The sequence below is a fragment of the Amorphus orientalis genome (assembly GCF_030814015.1).
Taxonomy (GTDB): domain Bacteria; phylum Pseudomonadota; class Alphaproteobacteria; order Rhizobiales; family Amorphaceae; genus Amorphus; species Amorphus orientalis.
Map to the genome: position 1 here is coordinate 649010 of NZ_JAUSUL010000001.1, position 17227 is coordinate 666236.

Genomic DNA, 17227 nt, shown 5'->3' on the forward strand with positions numbered 1-17227 from the left:
ATACTTGGGCAAGGTCCCGCTGACTCCTTCATCGAACTGTTTGCGTGTTCTAATTATCAAATCCGGCGTTTGCGGATCTTAGGCGCGGCGGGGGTGGCCAGCGGAGCGGTTATCTTTTCGTACATGGCCAAAAGGTGCTCCACCCGCTCTCTATCGGAGGTGAAGCCCTTCTTGCGGTAGAGGCGGTCTACGGCGCGGTCGAGCGCCTGATGGGCTCTGCGCATGTTCGTGGGCATTGCGTCTGGGTCATAGAGATCGGCCAGCGTCGCGCCAACATGGGAGGCGCGGGCATCCAATACGGCCTGGGCGAGTGGCTCCAGCTTCACAAGGTCGGATTCGAGCACAGGGGGCAGCGGGAAGGTGTTGTAGACGAGGCCGATGGCATAGCGGTAGTCGCTCTTCAAACGCCCGCCGATGTGGCGTAGCCAGCTCATGTGCATCGCTGAGGTGAGCAGGCCGAAGAGGGGCTTGGTTGCGTCGTTGAGAACAAAAACAAGATCGCTGGGGATCGTCGGCGGCTCCAGCCAGCCGATAGGCACGTACTCCCGCCTTTCCGAACTCACTTTCGGCACTACCAGAAAGGGCGCAGTGGGGATGACGTTGACATGATAGCGCGTCGGTGTCGCGGCCAGCGCCTGGGTCGGCTTGCTGTTGCTCTTAAGGCGAACCGCACGCACCTTGGCAATACATTCCTTTACCCGCGGCAGGGTGTTTAGGACCTCTGGCGGGGCGTCATGCAGGGCCAGTATCCAGCGGTCGCCCCCGTTCAGGAATTCCTGACTGCCAACATAGGGACGCAAGAAGGGAGCGGCGCCAGGCTCCGCGGCAAGAAACTCCTCACGCTCTGCGCCCGAGAAGATGAAATGACCACCGTCTATGGGCTTCGAGCCGATGATTAGTTTCGGCAATCCATTTAGCGGCCTTGCGGTCTCACGCACCACCAGATGCGGATCGGCGAGGGCGCTTGCGTCGAACAGGTAGGGGGAGAGCGCGGTGTGGGTGCTGACATGCGGCTCGCCGTTGATATTGTCATAGGAGAATAGCAGGCGGTCTTTCGGCGCAGCGACGCGCTGCGCCAGTCCGATGATGACAACATGCACATGTGCCTTGCCGCGCGCGTCCGATCCCCAGGCGAAGGTGCGGTGGGCGAAGCTGATCTCCAGCTTGCAGCGGTCGAAGAGGAGCGGCCAGAGCTGCGCCGCCTGTTCTCCTTGCGAGATAGAGTTGGTGGACACGAAGCCGATGGCGGCTTTGCCGCCCCGTGCATAGTCGCCCGCCTTGATAAACCAGGCCGTGACGTAATCGAGCGTGCCGCCCGTCTTGCCAAGCACCGCGATACGGCGCACCTGGGCGCGCTGTTCGTCCTTCTGGTATTTGGCGCCAATGAAGGGCGGATTGCCGAAGACGAAATTACATCTCTCGGGTGGTAGGACGTTGGCCCAATCGGTTTCTAGCGCGTCGCCATGTATGATATGTGGTGATTTCCTCAGCGGGATGCGCACGAAACTCTGCCCGAATTCCAGGCTGAGCCGGTTGTTCATGATGTGGTCCATCATCCACAGCGCCGTTTCAGCAATGCGAGCGGGAAATTCACCAATTTCAATGCCGTAGAACTGATCGACGTTCAGAAGCGACAGATCGGCGGCGTCCAGCTCCTTTTGGTCCTCGCTGGCGCGGTAGACGCGCAATTCGCGGATCAGCTCGATCTCCAGTGTGCGCAATTCTCGATAGGCTATGATCAGGAAGTTGCCGCAGCCACAGGCTGGATCGAAGAAGGTCATTGCAGCCAGGCGCCTATGGAACGCCTGCAATTCGGTGCGGCGACGGCTGTCCTTGCGGGCCTTCAGTCGCTCGAACTCGCCCCGTAGATCGGACAGGAACAGCGGCTCGATGACCTTGAGGATGTTTTTCTCGGTCGTGTAGTGCGCGCCTTGGGCGCGGCGCTCGTTCTTGTCCATCACGGACTGGAAGAGCGAGCCAAAAATCGCGGGCGAAATGCCCGACCAATCGAACTGGCAGGCCGCGATGAGGCGCGCACGCATTTCTGTATCGAAGGACGGGATCAGCAAAGGGGCTCGGAACAGATCGCCGTTAACGTAGGGAAAGCGCGCGAGATCGGCGTCGAGGTTCCTCGGGCGATTGTCCTCCGGCGTGTTGAGCACCTGGAAGAGCTGCGCCAACCAGCCCCCAAGATCGGAACCATCTTCGCGCGTGCGGTTTTCCAGAAGATCTAGAAAAATATCTCGTGGCTCGAAGATGCCTGTGTCATCGGCGAAGAGGCAGAACACCGTGCGGACGAGGAACTGTTCGAGGTCGTGACCAGTGTAGCCTACCTCTTCCAGCGCGTCGTGCAGCTTGCCCACAAGCTCGGACGCGTCGATGTTGACGGGATCCTGGTCCTTGAAGCTGCGCTTCTGCACGCCTAGGATGAAGCCGAGTTTCTCGACATGACGCGGCAGATCGGCAAGCGGAAAGAAGACAGCATCGTCCTCTTCAAGGTCGTAAAGCTCGAAGGTTTGGAAATCGCTTAGCAGGATGTAGCGCGGAAGATCCGCGTCTTTCAGGCCTGGGAAATAGTCGAGCGCCTGGGTCTTAGCTTTCTTCAGATCCCGCCCGGCGCTTTTCTGTTCGACAAGAAGAACACCCTTCCAGAACAGATCAATGAAGCCGCGTCGGTCGCCTAGGTTCTTAACGGGCTCCTCGAAGCTCGCCACACGGCGCACAGGCACGCCAAACACCTCGAAGAAGTCACGGTAGAAGAGTTGCGTCTGTCCCTTCTCGTAGCCCTCTCCAGCCCATTCGGCGGCAAAGGTAGCCGCGCGGGCGCGGATCTCGTTCCAGGATAAGCGCATCAATGGATTTCCTTCTTTTTATTGCGTCTGATACGGCCTTGAACAAGAGTTTTAACCGGGCATTGTGATGACCTGTGTTGAGATCGTCTAATACGGGTCATGCAGTAGCGAGAAGCACAAAGTCTCTTCCGGTCTTACCGCAGCCGATCCAAAGGAAAATCTCAAAGAGCCCGTTGGCCGTCGAGGAGATCAACTACATCATACTGGTCGAGGAAGAAGCTCTCACGCGCCCCGCTCCGTCTCGGTCGATGTCTCTCGCCTACAGAATCAGTGATCGGCCTAGCGGGCAACCGATAACCGGTCATGGCTCGCGTGCGACAGTCAGGCGGACCGGTTTAGGGCTTCGAGCGCATTCGCGATCCTTTCCAATTCCGCGCCCATTTGGCCTTGTTTTATGCCGTCCCGGCCGTTCGCTCGAAGCTGAGTCAGTATCTCTTCCTGTCGGTGGGGCGACACGGCGCCGTAGCTCGTGAAGGTCGTCAGCGCGTCCTCATGGCCAAGGTTCTGGCTCCAGGCCTTGAACTCTTCCGGCGATGTACAGACCGCTTCGCCGTGCCGCACGAGCGTCTTCCGAAGGCTGTGCGGGTTGAAGTATGGAAGCCCTGCGCGCTCGAAGGCTTCCTTGAAAATGCGGCGGATAGCGGTGGCGTCGCTCCAATGGCGGCGGCTGAGACCGGTGGCGGCGAACTTGCCATCGACAAGCCCTCTCTGCGTCGCCGGAAACAGTGGGTCGTCTGGTCCGAAGAGGCGCGTTTGTGTGAGGTGCTTGACCCACTCCGCAACGATCGCCTCGACGTCGTCGCCGACCGGAAAGAACCATGTCGGAAAGGTCTTCCGGTTCTTGGTTCGGACGTCCCGCGCGTCCTGGTCGAGGCGTCGCCCGTCCAGGTCGAGGTGCTTGATCGAAAGCGAAGCCACCGCATCGTCTCGTGCGCCGGTAAGCAGGATCAGCGCGACGAGCGCGCGGTCGCGCTTTTCGATGTCCGTTGCGTGCGCCATTGCCGCCAGTACGTGCTTCACCTGGTCCAGGCTTGGCGCCCTCTGCTCGCGGCGCGCGGTGGCGATCCGGGCATCATTGGCGGACGGGTTGAAATAGTCGGCATCGCTGTAGCGGATCTTCGATTTGTAGCCCGGCTGGCCGGCAAGCCAGTGGACGAAGCGGCCGACCGCCTTCAGCCGTGCATAGGTCGTCGCCTTTGACAGCGGCTTTCCGGTTTTCGGGTTCAATTCGTCTTCAAGCTGCCGCTTGAACCGCCGGGCCTGTTCGATGTGGAAGCCGGCGAAATCGCGCCAATTGGTCGATGCCTCGAAGGACGCGATGGCGGCGAGCGCCTGGTCGACGCTGGTCGGTGCCATCCGCTTCGCCTCTTCGAGGTAGATGGCATAGGCGCGCTTGATACGTTCGTTTTTGGGGTGGTGCTTTCGCATGGGTTCACCGTGCTTCCTTGAAGTGATCAATCGAACAGGGGTGAGCGCTCTCGCCTATGCGTGCGGTCGCCTGTTTGATCGTCACCTTCACTGTTGCCTTAAGCTCCGGCAGGCGGCTGGCTGAAACGCGCTTGTGCATCACGGTGGTGCAGATGGCGCAAAGCGCCTCCATCATGCCGATGCCGTTGGCGTCGAGCTTGAAATCCACTTCGCCAAGTGCCGGGTCGCGCGGGGCGCGGCACGCGAAGCAATAGGCCTGGTGAAGCCGACACGCTTTCCGATCGGGCTTCCGTGCGTCGAGGAACGCGATCAGGTCGTGGCCAAGGATCAGGGTTGGCCGTTTGTCGGTCAGGGCAGGCAGGCCGGCCTTCAACCATCGCCGGACGGTGCCTTCGGCAACTTTGAGCGTCCGGGCGGCTTCGTCCACCGTATAGGTGCGGTGCTTCTTGACGGCCCGCCCGTTCGGGCGCCGGGCCATTGTCAAACGGTCCCGTTTTCGATCAGGGCGCGGATGTCCTCGGCGCGCCAGACCGTGATGCGCGGTCCGAGCTTCACGGGTCGCGGAAACCGCCCGTCCTTGACGCCTGCCCACCACGTGGATTTTGAAACCGGGATCGGCCCTTCCGGTGCCAGGATTGCGCGTAGCCGAAGGAAGCCGGTTTGGGGTAGGGAAGGTGAGTGCGACATGGTGCGCCTCCGTCCGTTGTTGACGGATAGCGTTCTGCCGACGCGCTCCAGGCCAAAAAGCCGGAAAAGGTCAGAAACTCACGACGGGGAGTTTTTGGCTTCGTCTAAATATCGGTAAATCTTCGATATCCGTGCTTTGACAGAGCTTTCGGCGGGTTCCACGTCGTAGGTGTCGCGGAACCACTGAAGCATGTCCCGAATCAGTTCGGCTTGAACGTCCGGAAGCCCGTCGAGGCTGTCCGCCCGCCGGATGATTTCCAGGGTGAAAGAATCCCAATCGTAGGTTTGGGGGCGTCCGCCCTTGGCGGCGGGTGGAATGGTTGGCTCCAAGCCGGCCATATCTGCAGGCGGCATATTTGTTTCAGGACGGCTTGCCGCCAATCGCGTCGGATGCCGCTCTGTTTTGGAAAAAGGGGCGAGGGTGTCGAACAGAAAGGCAGGGTAGAGGCCTTTGGCTCGCGCGAATGTTTCGAGGTCCCGCCGAGTGACCAACGAATCTGAGTGTTTTCCGATCAGTCTAAATGCGTTCCCGCTTGTATCGGCCGGTAGCGCGCCGCTGACAATGGCGGCTGTCAGCATTTGATGGACCGCCCGGACCTCTGACGGCGCCCTTATCATCATCGGCCCCATCAAGGCCGGATCAGCGCCGCACCAGAGGGCGGACGCTTGATCCACCGTGAACGCGTCGACATGCATCCACATTGAGACGATGCTTGCTGTGGTCATTAGCTCGAAGCGGCCGCATGTTGGTTTGACCACCATTCTGCCATTCGAACGCGCTCGTCCCAATAGGCCGCGCGATGGTAGGCGCGCCGGACCTCGTCGGCCCCGGCATGGCCAAGCTCCGCTTCGATGGCGTCGGCATGCCAGAGGTTGCTTTCGTTCAGGAGCGACGATGCCGACGCGCGAAACCCGTGCGAGGTCATGTCTTCCTTGCCGAAGCCCATCCTGCGAAGGGCCGCGTTGAGCGTGTTTTCGCTCATGGGGCGCAATGTGGTGTGGATGGCGGGAAAGACGAGCCGCCCGTTACCGTTCCGCTCGTGAACGCGCGAAAGAACATCGATCGCCAAGCCGGAAAGCGGCTTGCGATGGTCGCGCCGCATCTTCGTGCGGGCGGCCGGGATCGTCCATATCCGCTTTTCCAGGTCGAATTCGTGCCATTCGGCTTGGCGCAGCTCTCCAGGGCGCGGATAGAGCAAGGCCAGCAGGATCAGCGCATCGCGGGTGTCCGGCGACCCGTCATAGCCGTGGATGGCTCGAATGAGGCCGTTGAAGGCCGGCCAGTCGGTCAGGGCGGCGCGGTGTGTGACCTTCGGCGCAATCAAGGCTCCACGAAGGCCGAATGTCGGGTCGTTCTCGGCTCGCGCGGTGGCAATGGCGAACCGGAACACCTGACCAATGACGGCGCGAAGGCGGCGGGCCGTTTCATAATTGCCTTCGGCCTCGACGCGGCGGAGGGGGACCAGGATTTCCGCCGCGCTGATTTCGCCGATCGGCCGCGCGCCGATATCGGCTTCCGCGAGGCTAAGCAGCCAACGCTTCTTCTTCAGGGTGGCCTCGGCCTTGCCTTCCTGTTCGGCCTTGGCAAGCAGTTCCTCGGCGACCGCTTGAAAGGTCGTCGCTCGGGAAGCCGTCAGCGCGATACGGTCGAGCTTCGATTGCTCCGAAGGGTCGATGCTCCGCTTCAGGAGGGCCTTTGCTTCGTCGCGCTTGGCGCGCGCCTCGGCGAGTGTGACCGACGGGTAGGCTCCGAACGCTAGGAGCTTCTGCTTGCCGCCGAAGCGGTAGGCGAGCCGCCATAGCTTGGAGCCGGTCGGCTGCACCAACAGATGCAGGCCACCGCCATCGCTATGCTTCTTCGGCCGGTCGGCCGGCTTGAGCGCGCGAATCTGAAGGTCGGAGAGCGGCACCGGTCGACCTGTTTGTTGGTATCGGGCCCGTTGTGATGGCGCGATCTGGAGCGGATACCAACGAATCTACCAACGCCCTTGCCGGATGCCAACACACGTCGCTGGACGTTGCCGGACCTCCGGGCAACAAAAAAGCCCGGAAAACCGGGCTTCTTGGATCATTTCGGACTGTGATAAACAGGGAAATGGTGCCCAGGAGAGGACTCGAACCTCCACGCCTTGCGGCACACGGACCTGAACCGTGCGCGTCTACCAATTCCGCCACCTGGGCCGGTGCGGCCCTCCACGTACGGCGCCGGCCGGGCGATGTCAATCGGGTTTGAGGCGGCGCGCGACGGGTTTTGCACATCATCGGCGAGCCCCCGCTCCGGCGCCCGCGCCATGCCGTCGCAGCTCGATGCGACTTGGGGAATTCCCCCTCGCTTCGTGATGCTCTAGATAGGGCCCTGGAACGGTTCCAGGCGCGGCGGCCGCGGCCTGCGCGTGCAAAGATCTAATCTGGAGCCCCGAGGCCGGCCCGATGGTGCGCCCGGCCGGGCGGGGTTTTGGACAAGGAGGCGAAAGCCATGACGGAGATCCGCAACGACAGGCTGGTGACGATTTTCGGCGGATCCGGGTTCGTCGGCCGCTATCTCGTGCGACAGCTCGCAAAGCGCGGCTGGCGTATCCGCGCGGCGGTGCGCCGCCCCGATCTGGCGGGCCACCTGCAGCCGCTCGGCTCGGTCGGCCAGATCAAGGCGGTCCAGGCCAACGTGCGCTACCGGGACTCCATCGATACCGCAATCCACGGCGCCGATGCCGTGGTCAACCTGGTCGGTATCCTGGCCCAGTCGGGCAAGCAGTCCTTCTCAGCCGTCCAGGCCTACGGCTCCGGCCAGATCGCCGAATCGGCGAAGGAGCACGGGCTCGACCGGATCGTGCAGATCTCCGCGCTCGGTGCGGATCCGGACTCCGAATCGTCCTATGCCCGCTCGAAGGCGGAAGGCGAGGCGGCCGTTCTGGAGACGCTGCCGGACTCGGTGATCTTCCGGCCGTCGATCCTGTTCGGCCCGGAGGACGACTTCTTCAACCGGTTCGGGCAGATGTCGCGGATCTCGCCGGTGCTGCCGATCGTCGGGCCCGACACCCGCTTCCAGCCGACCTTCGTCGGCGACGTCGCCGAGGCCATCGCGCTGGCGGTCGAAGGCGGCGCCAGGCCCGGCACGATCTACGAGCTGGGCGGCCCGGAGGTGCGCACCTTCCGCGAACTCATGAAGCTGATGCTGGAAGAGGTGGACCGGCCGGACAAGCCGATCGTGGCCATCCCGTTCGGGCTTGCCGAATTCCAGGCGAAGATGATGAGCATCCTGCCGAAGCCGCCGCTCACGCCGGACCAGGTCCGGCTCCTGAAGACCGACAACGTGGTCTCGCCGGAAGCGGAGGCCGAGGGCCGCACCTATGCCGGGCTTGGGATCAACCCGGACACGCTCGCCGCCGTGCTGCCGACCTATCTCTGGCGGTTCCGTCCGAGCGGCGAGTTCGACCGGCAGAACGTTCCGGGCTGACGCCGGCCGGAGCCTGTTGCAGGGAGGCGGTCAGTCCCGTGTCCCGCTTGGCTGTCCGGAACGTCCCGTCCGCATGCCCATGCGAAGCCGGACCTCGCCGGGGACCTGGTACTCGTCGAGAAAGGCCTTCGTGCGCCTGAGCCCCATCAGCTCGCGCTGGACCACGATGTGCCACAGGGCCTCGCCGGCCTCCGCCACAAGGGCGTCGCGCTTCGCGGGGTCGTCGCGGGCCGGATCGGCGTCGAACGCCGCCAGCGCGGCGAGCCCGCGTTCCAGCTTGCGCAGGAGCCGGCCGTGGGTGCCGGCCATTTCCCCGCGAATTTCCTGATTGATCGCCTCCTCGACAGGAGTGGTCTGGCTCTTGGGGGCGAGTGCTTTCGGCGGGCGGACGGACATGGCAACCTGTTCGGCACGAAGACGGACGTGCCGAATAGGTGACGCGGAGCCACGGCGGCCGCAAGACCGGCGGATCGGATTGAAGCGTTGATGGATTGATCATGGTTCTCCCCTATCCTCTCATCGAGGTGGGGGCGCCGGAACCGGCCAAAGTCCGGAGAGGAGAGCCATGCGGATCGGATACATGCTCATTGCGGGCGCTCTGTCGGCCCTGGTGCCGGCGGCGGCCCAGGCGGATTTTGCGTCCTGCGTCAACCGGATCGAGCAGGCGGCGGTGCGCGCCGGCATCAGTCCGCAGATCGCCGCCCAGGCGCTCGACGGCGCGAAACCGGACGAGAAAGTGATCCGGTTCTCCCGCTCGCAGCCGGAGTTCAAGACCCCGATCTGGGACTACCTGGCCTTCCTGGTGGACGAGGAGCGGGTCAATGACGGCAAGCAGATGCTGCGCAAATACGACCGGGTCCTGCGTCAGATCGAGCAGACCTACGGCGTCGACCGGCATGTGGTCGTCGCGGTGTGGGGCGTCGAGAGCGATTACGGCAAGGAGACCGGCGAGTTCTTCCTGCCGCACGCGCTGGCCAACCTGGTCTGCCAGGGCGGCCGCCGGGCCGATTTCTGGCAGGGCGAGCTGATCGCGTCGCTGTCGCTGGTGCAGGGGGGCGACCTGGAGATGAACGAGCTTTACGGCTCGTGGGCCGGCGCGTTCGGCCAGACCCAGTTCATTCCGTCGACCTACAAGCGTCTCGCCGTGGATTTCGATGGAGACGGGAAGCGGGACCTGGTTCGCTCGGTGCCCGATGCGCTCGGCTCCACGGCGAACTATCTGCGCCGCTCCGGCTGGCAGCCGGGCGAGCCGTGGATGATTGAGGTGAAGGTGCCGGACAGCTATTCCGGGCCGAGCGGACGCCGGGCCAAGGCGTCGCTGTCGACCTGGGGCAGCCGCGGGGTGGTGCGGGCCGACGGACGGCCGATTTCCGGCGGCGGATCCGCCGGACTGCTCCTGCCGGCCGGTCCGCGCGGGCCGGGGTTCCTGGTGTTCCGCAACTTCGATGCGATCTATTCCTACAACCTGGCCGAATCCTACGCCCTGGCGATCTCGCATCTGGCGGACCGGCTGGCGGGCTATCCGGCCTTCCGCACGCCCTGGCCCACCGACGACCCGGGGCTGTCCCGGGCGGAGCGGGTCGATCTCCAGAGGCTCCTGAACGCCAAGGGGTTCAACGCCGGGACGCCGGACGGCAAGGTCGGACCGCAAACCCAGGCGGCGATCGCCCGGGCCGAGGCCCACTATGGAATGGAGCAGACCGGGCGCGCCGGTCAGAAGATCTACCAGGCCCTCGGGGGAACCGGGGCGTCGGCAGGCGGCGGCTTCCAGATGCCGAACTTCTTCCGAAAGCTGACCAACCCGAACAACTGACGCGGGCGCGGCGGGGCTGAAGGCCTTGGGCTGCGCCGATCCGGAGGCCGGTGCTCGGCCGGTTCCTGCTGGCGTCGCGCGGGCGGTCGCGGCTTAGCCGGCCGCCGGATCAGGTCGCGAGCTGACCGCATACGCGTCGCTGCTGGAAGTTCCATCCGGTACCCGAAAAATTTCCCGCAGACATTGTTGGAACGAACCTGTCGGACCGTCGTTCTCCGCTCCGACGACGGGGTGACATTCGTTTCACTATATTTAGCGAATGCTTCGGGCTTCAGAGCAGATCGATGCGGTTTTAGTATTTCGCGTCGACCTACCCATCCTCGAATGAATAGAGGAGAAGTCGAAATGAATAAGGTCTTCACCATCGCTTCGGCCGCGGCCATTGCAGTTGCGACGGCGGGTGCTCCGGCGCTTGCCCAGGATTCCACCGTGACCGGCGTTGCCGGCGGTGCCGCCACCGGCGCCGTAGTTGCCGGACCTCCGGGCGCCGTGATCGGTGCGATCGCCGGCGGCACCATCGGTGCGTCGATGGATCAGGCCGAGCAGGCGAGCGAGCCGAAGGCGCACGTGGTCAAGGACGTGCCGTCCGAGGTGGGTGCCTACACCATGCAGCGCCCGGCGCCCGAGACCCAGCTCAATGAGCCGGTCCGGATCGGCGATCCGCTCCCGCAGCGCGTCGAGGTCCGCGAAGTTCCGGACTATCCGCAGTACGCCTACGCCAACATCAACGGCCAGAACGTGGTCGTCGATGCGGAGACCGGCGAGGTGATCGGCGTGGTGCAGCAGTAATCTGCGGCCAATATTGAGCCTTCGCGGTTCCGTCGGCCTCTGCGGCCGCCCGCGAAGGACACAGGTTCAGGATTGAACCGACGGGTCGGCTCCATGAGCCGGCCCGTTCTCGTATGTGGCGTTCCTTCCGGCCTATTCGGAGATGAGGCGCTCGAGCGTCGCGATGGTCGACCGGTCGGCCCGGCCGTCGACGCGCTCCGGCCTGAAGTGGCGCTGGAAGGCGGCGACCACGGCCTGGGTGTAGTCGTCGAAGCTCGCGGTCTCTTCCACCGGATAGCCCAGGCTGGCGAGGTTGCGCTGCAGGCGGGCGACCGGTTGGCCGATGTCGCCGAGCGCCAGCACCGGGCCGTCGGCGATCGGCACCGGCGGCACGTAGCGGCCGATCCCGGCATCCGCAAGCCGCGCCCAGGGAAACCGCTCGCCCGGGTCGATCTTGCGGTTGGGCGCCACGTCGGAGTGGGCGAGGACGCCTTCGGCCGGGATCTGCCACCGCGCCATGATGCGGCGGACCAGGGCGATGACGGTTAGGATCTGCGCATCGGGGAAGTCGACATAGCCGTGATCGTGGCCCGGATTGGCGATCTCGATGCCAATCGAGGCGGCGTTCACGTCGCGGATCGCATGCCAGCCGGACACGCCCGCATGCCACGCCCGCATGGTTTCGTCGACCGACTGGATCAGCCGCCCGTCCTCGAAAACGAAATAGTGCGACGAGACCTTCGAGGCCGGATCGCACAGCCAGGACAGCGCACCGTCCGCGCTCGGCATGCCGGTATAATGCAGGATGACGAGCGAGGGGGCCGTATCGCCCCGGCGATCGATGTTCGGCGACGGACGCCATTCCGCTTCCGGATCGCGGCCGATGCCCTTCTCGATGGTGTCGGTCGGGTCCGTCACAGACGGCGCTCCCGTCGAACCTGCTCGTAGGCGGAATTGATCGCGGCGAGCCGGGCGTTGGCGACGTCGACGAACTCGGCCGGAACGCCGCGGGCGATCAGCCGGTCGGGATGGTGTTCCGCGACCAGCTTGCGGTAGTGCCGCTTCAGCGCTTCCGCGTCGCTGTCGGGGTCGATGCCGAGCACGAGATAGGGGTCGATGGATCCCTCGCGGACGTGCCGCGCCTTGAGGCGCCGGAACTCCGATCCGTCCATGCCGAACAGTTCCGATATGCGTTCCAGAACGGCGAGTTCGTGTTCGTGGACCACGCCGTCGGCGGCCGCGATCATGAACAGGACGTCGACGATGTCCGCAAGGAAGGCGTCGTCGCCGGGAAACAGATTGGCGATCCGCCGGGCATAGGCCTCGAAGCCGGCGACGTCCTGCTGCGCCAGGCGGAAGAGCCGGTCGACATTGCGCACCTCGTGGGGCGGGATCTGGACGTTGCGCCGGAAGGCGGCGACCTCTTCCGACGTCACGACCCCGTCGGCCTTGGCCATCTTCGCCGACAGCGCCACGATCGCGGCGGTAAAGGCAACCGCCCGCCGTTCCTCCTCGGTGCCGGCCACGGCGCCGACGATCCGTTCGATCAGATCGGCGCCGACGCTGGAAATGTCCTGAACGGCGGCTGTGACACGGGACCAGATCGACATCTGGGGTCAGCGGCGCCGGTTGCGGCCGCGCTTGACCGGGCGCGGTGCCGTCTTGCGGGCCCCGCTGACCGACCGCAGGGCGGATCCGGAAGAGGCAGTGCTCTCAGAGGCCGTGTCGTCGTCTTCGCTGTCGGCCTGCGATGTCGGGTCGATTGTGTCGGACTGGTCGGTCCCCTCGGCCGGGCGCTTGTCATCCGGCTCGGAGGGGGAGGCGGTCTCCGCCAGCTCTTCCGAAGTCGCCTGGTCGCCTGCATCCGGCTCTGCCGATTCCGCTTCCGGCTGCTGTTCGGATGCCGCATCGTCCGCCTCTTCTGGAGCGGCCAGTGCGTCGGACGTGTCGGCCGCCGTCGGGCCCGCCTCGTCGGGGGCAGTCGCTTCGTCCGTCGTTTTCCGGTCGTCGTCCGCGGCAGGAGACGTCTCGGTGGGGCTGTCGTCAGTTGCGGTGGCGTTCGACGGTGCCGCCTCCGCCGGATCGGTATCGGCGTCCGCATCGCCCGTCTTCCGGCCGCGCCGACGGAACAGGCGCCCGACCGATTTCGTGCGATTGGAGCTCTGATCGTCGGGACGGCTTTCCGCCGCTCTTTCCTCGTTCGGATCGGCGGGAGATCTTTCCTCCGGGTCTGCCGCCTTCGCCTCCGAAGGCTCGGCCGGCTGGGAGGCTTCGCGCACGAGATCGTTGGCGGCGGACAGGGCCGCCTCGACAGAATTCTGGTCGCCCGACACAGGCTTGGCGGCGTCCTCCGGGGAGGCATCGGCCGCCGGCTGCTCCGGGGTGGGCGGCTGCTCCGGGCCAGATGGCTCTGCGGCAGACGGTTCGTCCGCCAGGTTCGGGCTCTGCTCCGGACCGGCAGGTTTCGGTTTGCGCCCGAAGAGACGGGCCAGGAAGGGACGTCGGGCGGCCGGTTCGGGGGTGCGGGCCGTGGCCGGTTCGGCGTCGTGGATCTCCGCCGTCTCCGCCGAAGCCTCCGCTGCCGGTTCGGACAGGCCGGTTTCGGCCTCGGCGGTCTGCTGGTCCGCGCTCGGCCTTTCCTCGGCACGAACGTCCGGGGCCGTCTCGGAGGCGGCAGGAGCGGCCATGCCGGCGCCGGTGTCCGCAAGCGGCGGCTCGCCGGTCACCAGTTCCGGCACCACCTTCGGCGGCGGAAGGTCCGTGGGCAGGCGCAGATCGCTGCCGGGCACGAAGGTATCGAAGGCGGCCCAGAACAGGGTCCGGAACCCGGTGCGCTCCATGAGGATCTCGTGGCGCGCCCCGGGAATGAGGACGCGGCCTCCGGACCGGAGCTTCCGGGCGAACTGTTCGATGGCGGTGTTGGAGACGACCTTGTCCGCGCCGGACACCACCATCATGGTGGGGATCCGGACGGCTTCCGCCGTGCCCGGTTCGGCGAGCTTGGCAAGCGCCCGGTTCAGGGCGGAGAACCAGCGGACCGTGGGGCCGCCGACCGCCAGCCTCGGTTCGGCCCGCAGCACGGCCATGGTGCGCTCGTAGCGGCGGGAATCCGACGTCACCCAGTTGTCGCCGAAGGCAATCTCATGGGGCGGACGCACGGCATCGGGCTGGATCTTGCGGTTGGCCAGTCCGACACCGGCGGCGAAGCCCGCAGCGCCGCGGGTCCAGCGGTTGGCGACGCGCTTGTCGGCGAGTTCCAGCAGCGGCGCGGTCAGCACCATCCGTTCGATCTGGTCGGCCAGATGGTCGGCGGCGAGAAGCGCGACCGTCGCGGCGGTCGAATGGGCCAGCAGATAGAACGGGCGCGGCAGCCCCTTCACCGCCGCCGCAGCCACCGCCGCCTCCAGGTCGTCGACATAATGGTCGAACGCGCCGACATGGCTCTTGGTCGGGTCCGGCAGCAGGCGGCTCGACCCGCCCTGGCCGCGCCAGTCGAAAACGACGGCGGCGAATCCCCGTTCGCGCAGGTCGGCGACGACCTCGAAATATTTCTCGATGAACTCGGCGCGGCCGGGCGCGACGATGACCGTGCCCTTCGGGTCGTCGGCGGTCGCCGGCCAGGCCGCGAAGCGCACGAGAACCCGGCCCTTGTCGAGGGCGAGCCACTCGCATGCCGCCCCCTCGGGTGCCGGGTTTTCCGGAATATCAGTCAGGGGTGGTTGGACGTGCGCTTCGGCCATCTGGGGCGCTCTTGAAATCTTGTACGCGGGACAAACCAAACCCATATCACACAACGCGGACGCCCGTGGAGGGTCCGCGCTTCAAGGGTATCACCTGGCCAGGACGGCAGGTAGGACCGTTATGCCCTTGGAGGATGGTAACGTCGCTTCAATGGAGGACAACCATGCGGCATTTTGACTTGAGCCCCCTTTATCGTTCGACCGTCGGGTTCGACCGGCTCTTCTCGATGCTTGATCAGGTGGGCGCGCCGGACGCCGGCTCGACCTATCCCCCCTACAACATCGAACGCACGGCCGAGAACGACTACCGCATCACGATGGCGGTGGCCGGCTTCTCGACTGACGAGCTGACGATCGAGGTGCGGGAAAACACCCTGACCGTGAAGGGCGAAAAGCAGGTCGAGAGCGAAGAGAGCAAGGAAGTGCTCTATCGCGGCATCGCCTCGCGGGCCTTCGAGCGCCGCTTCCAGCTCGCCGACCACGTCGTGGTCAACGGTGCGAGCCTCGAGAACGGCCTTCTGCACGTCGACCTGAAGCGCGAGATCCCCGAGGCCAAGAAGCCACGGAACATCGAGATCGCCGCTCCCTCGGGCGCGTCCCGGAAGCAGCTCGAAGGCGAGGTCGAGACGGCCTGACGCCGTTTTTCGCGAAAGCGTCGAACGAACCGTACGCGGGCGCCCCGGGAAACCGGGGCGCTTTTTTTTTTGTTGCCGCATTCCGGTATCGACGATGGCCGATCGCCGGTCAGGCAGACGGGCGAGGTCGCCTCGGCCGTGTCAGCGGGTGGGCTTCAGCTCGCGCGGAATATTGATCCCCGCCTCATTGTAATAGCGCATGGCGCCCGGATGGAGCGGAATCGTGGTCGCACGGAACGGGTCGGCCGGATCGATCTGGTCCAGAAAGCCGATCGTCTCCGTATAGACGTCCAGATTGTCCCAGAATGTCCTGGTCAGCGCGTGGGCGAGCTCGTCGTCCATGTCCGCGCTGACCGCGAACGCCATCGGATTGGCGGGCAGGTCGAGCGGACCATCCATTTCCACGGGGCCGTTATAGGCCTCGGGAGAGAGGGTTGCGTTCACCTGGCCGGTCCGGCGCAGATAGACGTTCCATGCCTCGCTGGCGACCACGTCCGGCGGCACGCCCAGAATACGGATCGGTCGGGAGGCGGCGAGCTCATCAACGGCGGCAGCTCCGCTCGGCAGGGCAATGACGAGCACGTCCACCGTGTCATCCCGGAACGCCTGGATCGCCGCGGCCCATCGAAGACGCACCGGCTCGTAGTCCCGGAACGGCTCCAGGTCGCCCGCGAGACGGAGCAGTCCCTCGATCTGCTGGTTGGCGGCGCCGGCCGGCGGGCCCACGAAGACCCGCTTTCCCTTCATGTCCGGCCACTCACGGACGTCGGATCGAGCCCAGACGATCGGCTGATAGATCCCGGCGGGAAACAGGAACAGCGATCGCAGCGCCTGAGACGCCTCGCTGGCCTGCTCGGCGGCGGTCCGGAACGGGCCGTCGCCCCGGCTCATGGCGATGAAGGTGAGGGGCGGGACGATGGCGGCGTCGATCTCTCCGGCGGCGAGGCGCAGAGCGGAGCGGGTGAGGGTCCGGTTCGGTTCGATCCTGAGGTCGATGCCCTCGGCCCGCAGCGTTTCCGCCAACATCTGCGGAACCAGATTGGTCATGCTGGCGGCGTTGCCGGTCTCCATCTCCACTGTCTGGGCCCGTGCCGCACCCGCGGCGATCAGGAGCAGAAGTATCACCCGCGTGACCGCTGACGCGATTCCGGTCCTCATGCCTGCCTCCCGGCGACCGTATGACGGCGTTCAAGGGTTGAAAGAGTAGCAAGAAGCGCACGCATGGGAAGCGCCAATCGACTTGGCCGGTGCTGATCGCTACCGGGGCTTGCCGAGGATGTGGGGCCGCTGGATGCGCTCGTCCCGGCAGAGGGTGCGCGGTCGGGAGCCCTCATGCGCGAGCATGAACGGAGCCCGCTGGACAAGCTGGAAGACCTGTGGGAGCGGGTCCCTTCGCCGGAGACCCTGGAAACCGCCTGGGAGGCCTGTCGCCTTGGATACGCATGCCGTGCAGCTGAGCAGCAGTGAAGTCGCCCGCCTGAAGGCCGCTCTGTCCGATCGGCCGCCGGGCGAATTTCACTTTCCCGAGATCTACGGGTCCGGCTGGGAGGAACTCTGGATCGGCGACAAGGTGAAGACGGGCCGCGCCTTCCTCAATGCCGTGCGCAGCGGTGTCTTCCCGGGCGTGGAGGACACCGGGCGCAAGGCCGGCGGCGGGCGGCTCTATCGCTGGCGGGGCTGAGCACAAGGCGGGACGAAACCGCGACCATCAGCGGACAGGGTTACCTGAGGCTTAATCCTTGGTCCGCGCTCAGCGCATTGCTGCGTTGCAGCATTGGCTGCTCCATATCGTCCGATTTGCAACTATCTCTGTTCGCGAAGGGGAGACACATCAACCGTCCGCAAGACGC

16 protein-coding genes and 1 tRNA gene are annotated in these 17227 nt (G+C 65.2%); 5 read left to right on the plus strand and 12 right to left on the minus strand.

What is annotated here, in order from left to right:
• Positions 1-56: 56 nt before the first annotated feature.
• From J2S73_RS02900 to J2S73_RS02930, 7 genes are all read right to left on the minus strand, one after another.
• Positions 57-2852, minus strand: a complete 2796-nt coding sequence (locus J2S73_RS02900; protein ID WP_306883915.1) for a class I SAM-dependent DNA methyltransferase — start codon at positions 2850-2852, stop codon at positions 57-59.
• A 321-nt stretch (positions 2853-3173) separates the two neighbouring features.
• Positions 3174-4280 carry a tyrosine-type recombinase/integrase gene (locus J2S73_RS02905; RefSeq protein ID WP_306883916.1) on the minus strand — a complete coding sequence of 369 codons (1107 nt, stop codon included), beginning with the start codon at positions 4278-4280 and terminating at the stop codon, positions 3174-3176.
• Between the two features lie 4 nt (positions 4281-4284).
• Entirely contained in the window at positions 4285-4758 is a 474-nt protein-coding gene (locus J2S73_RS02910) for a helix-turn-helix domain-containing protein (RefSeq protein ID WP_306883917.1), read from the minus strand.
• Between the two features lie 2 nt (positions 4759-4760).
• On the minus strand, positions 4761-4967 hold the full coding sequence (locus J2S73_RS02915; protein ID WP_306883918.1) for a helix-turn-helix transcriptional regulator: 207 nt from the start codon (positions 4965-4967) through the stop codon (positions 4761-4763).
• A 78-nt stretch (positions 4968-5045) separates the two neighbouring features.
• The gene (locus J2S73_RS02920; RefSeq protein WP_306883919.1) at positions 5046-5729 is read right to left on the minus strand and encodes a hypothetical protein; all 684 of its coding nucleotides are present in this window, start codon (positions 5727-5729) and stop codon (positions 5046-5048) included.
• A complete protein-coding gene (locus J2S73_RS02925; protein WP_306883920.1) occupies positions 5693-6877 on the minus strand; it encodes a tyrosine-type recombinase/integrase in 1185 nt (394 codons plus the stop codon). Before J2S73_RS02925 ends, J2S73_RS02920 begins: the two co-directional genes overlap by 37 nt.
• 186 nt (positions 6878-7063) lie before the next feature.
• Positions 7064-7148, minus strand: a tRNA-Leu gene (locus J2S73_RS02930).
• Positions 7149-7443: 295 nt separating this feature from the next.
• Between J2S73_RS02930 and J2S73_RS02935 the strand changes: the two genes are divergently transcribed.
• On the plus strand, positions 7444-8421 hold the full coding sequence (locus J2S73_RS02935) for a complex I NDUFA9 subunit family protein (RefSeq protein WP_306883921.1): 978 nt from the start codon (positions 7444-7446) through the stop codon (positions 8419-8421).
• A 30-nt stretch (positions 8422-8451) separates the two neighbouring features.
• Here the strand turns inward: J2S73_RS02935 and J2S73_RS02940 are convergent, their stop codons facing one another.
• Positions 8452-8817, minus strand: coding sequence for a DUF6665 family protein (locus tag J2S73_RS02940; RefSeq protein WP_306883922.1), 366 nt, complete (start codon positions 8815-8817; stop codon positions 8452-8454).
• A gap of 169 nt (positions 8818-8986) precedes the next feature.
• Here J2S73_RS02940 and J2S73_RS02945 point away from each other — a divergent pair, with 169 nt between their 5' ends.
• A complete protein-coding gene (locus tag J2S73_RS02945; RefSeq protein ID WP_306883923.1) occupies positions 8987-10234 on the plus strand; it encodes a lytic murein transglycosylase in 1248 nt (415 codons plus the stop codon).
• A gap of 345 nt (positions 10235-10579) precedes the next feature.
• Entirely contained in the window at positions 10580-11023 is a 444-nt protein-coding gene (locus J2S73_RS02950; protein ID WP_306883924.1) for a DUF1236 domain-containing protein, read from the plus strand.
• Between the two features lie 132 nt (positions 11024-11155).
• Here J2S73_RS02950 and J2S73_RS02955 read toward each other — a convergent pair whose 3' ends face one another.
• The 3 genes from J2S73_RS02955 to J2S73_RS02965 are packed head-to-tail and all read right to left on the minus strand — an operon-like array spanning position 11156 to position 14742.
• Positions 11156-11899, minus strand: a complete 744-nt coding sequence (locus tag J2S73_RS02955) for an N-acetylmuramoyl-L-alanine amidase (protein WP_370874399.1) — start codon at positions 11897-11899, stop codon at positions 11156-11158.
• Positions 11900-11916: 17 nt separating this feature from the next.
• Entirely contained in the window at positions 11917-12612 is a 696-nt protein-coding gene (locus tag J2S73_RS02960) for a TerB family tellurite resistance protein (RefSeq protein ID WP_306883925.1), read from the minus strand.
• 6 nt (positions 12613-12618) lie between these two features.
• The gene (locus J2S73_RS02965) at positions 12619-14742 is read right to left on the minus strand and encodes an alpha/beta fold hydrolase (RefSeq protein ID WP_306883926.1); all 2124 of its coding nucleotides are present in this window, start codon (positions 14740-14742) and stop codon (positions 12619-12621) included.
• A 164-nt stretch (positions 14743-14906) separates the two neighbouring features.
• Between J2S73_RS02965 and J2S73_RS02970 the strand changes: the two genes are divergently transcribed.
• Positions 14907-15377, plus strand: a complete 471-nt coding sequence (locus J2S73_RS02970; RefSeq protein WP_306883927.1) for an Hsp20 family protein — start codon at positions 14907-14909, stop codon at positions 15375-15377.
• Positions 15378-15518: 141 nt separating this feature from the next.
• Here J2S73_RS02970 and J2S73_RS02975 read toward each other — a convergent pair whose 3' ends face one another.
• Positions 15519-16535, minus strand: a complete 1017-nt coding sequence (locus tag J2S73_RS02975) for a TAXI family TRAP transporter solute-binding subunit (protein WP_306883928.1) — start codon at positions 16533-16535, stop codon at positions 15519-15521.
• Positions 16536-16824: 289 nt separating this feature from the next.
• On the opposite strand from J2S73_RS02975, the gene J2S73_RS02980 reads away from it, so the two are divergent.
• Entirely contained in the window at positions 16825-17058 is a 234-nt protein-coding gene (locus J2S73_RS02980) for a DUF1413 domain-containing protein (RefSeq protein ID WP_306883929.1), read from the plus strand.
• Positions 17059-17227 lie beyond the last annotated feature (169 nt).

Bases quoted from the DNA above. Each gene is read 5' to 3' on its own strand.
- J2S73_RS02900 (WP_306883915.1), bottom strand. From the start codon at position 2,852: ATGCGCTTATCCTGGAACGAGATCCGCGCCCGCGCGGCTACCTTTGCC.
- J2S73_RS02905 (WP_306883916.1), bottom strand. From the start codon at position 4,280: ATGCGAAAGCACCACCCCAAAAACGAACGTATCAAGCGCGCCTATGCC.
- J2S73_RS02910 (WP_306883917.1), bottom strand. From the start codon at position 4,758: ATGGCCCGGCGCCCGAACGGGCGGGCCGTCAAGAAGCACCGCACCTAT.
- J2S73_RS02915 (WP_306883918.1), bottom strand. From the start codon at position 4,967: ATGTCGCACTCACCTTCCCTACCCCAAACCGGCTTCCTTCGGCTACGC.
- J2S73_RS02920 (WP_306883919.1), bottom strand. From the start codon at position 5,729: ATGGTGGTCAAACCAACATGCGGCCGCTTCGAGCTAATGACCACAGCA.
- J2S73_RS02935 (WP_306883921.1), top strand. From the start codon at position 7,444: ATGACGGAGATCCGCAACGACAGGCTGGTGACGATTTTCGGCGGATCC.
- J2S73_RS02940 (WP_306883922.1), bottom strand. From the start codon at position 8,817: ATGTCCGTCCGCCCGCCGAAAGCACTCGCCCCCAAGAGCCAGACCACT.
- J2S73_RS02945 (WP_306883923.1), top strand. From the start codon at position 8,987: ATGCGGATCGGATACATGCTCATTGCGGGCGCTCTGTCGGCCCTGGTG.
- J2S73_RS02950 (WP_306883924.1), top strand. From the start codon at position 10,580: ATGAATAAGGTCTTCACCATCGCTTCGGCCGCGGCCATTGCAGTTGCG.
- J2S73_RS02960 (WP_306883925.1), bottom strand. From the start codon at position 12,612: ATGTCGATCTGGTCCCGTGTCACAGCCGCCGTTCAGGACATTTCCAGC.
- J2S73_RS02965 (WP_306883926.1), bottom strand. From the start codon at position 14,742: ATGGCCGAAGCGCACGTCCAACCACCCCTGACTGATATTCCGGAAAAC.
- J2S73_RS02970 (WP_306883927.1), top strand. From the start codon at position 14,907: ATGCGGCATTTTGACTTGAGCCCCCTTTATCGTTCGACCGTCGGGTTC.
- J2S73_RS02975 (WP_306883928.1), bottom strand. From the start codon at position 16,535: ATGAGGACCGGAATCGCGTCAGCGGTCACGCGGGTGATACTTCTGCTC.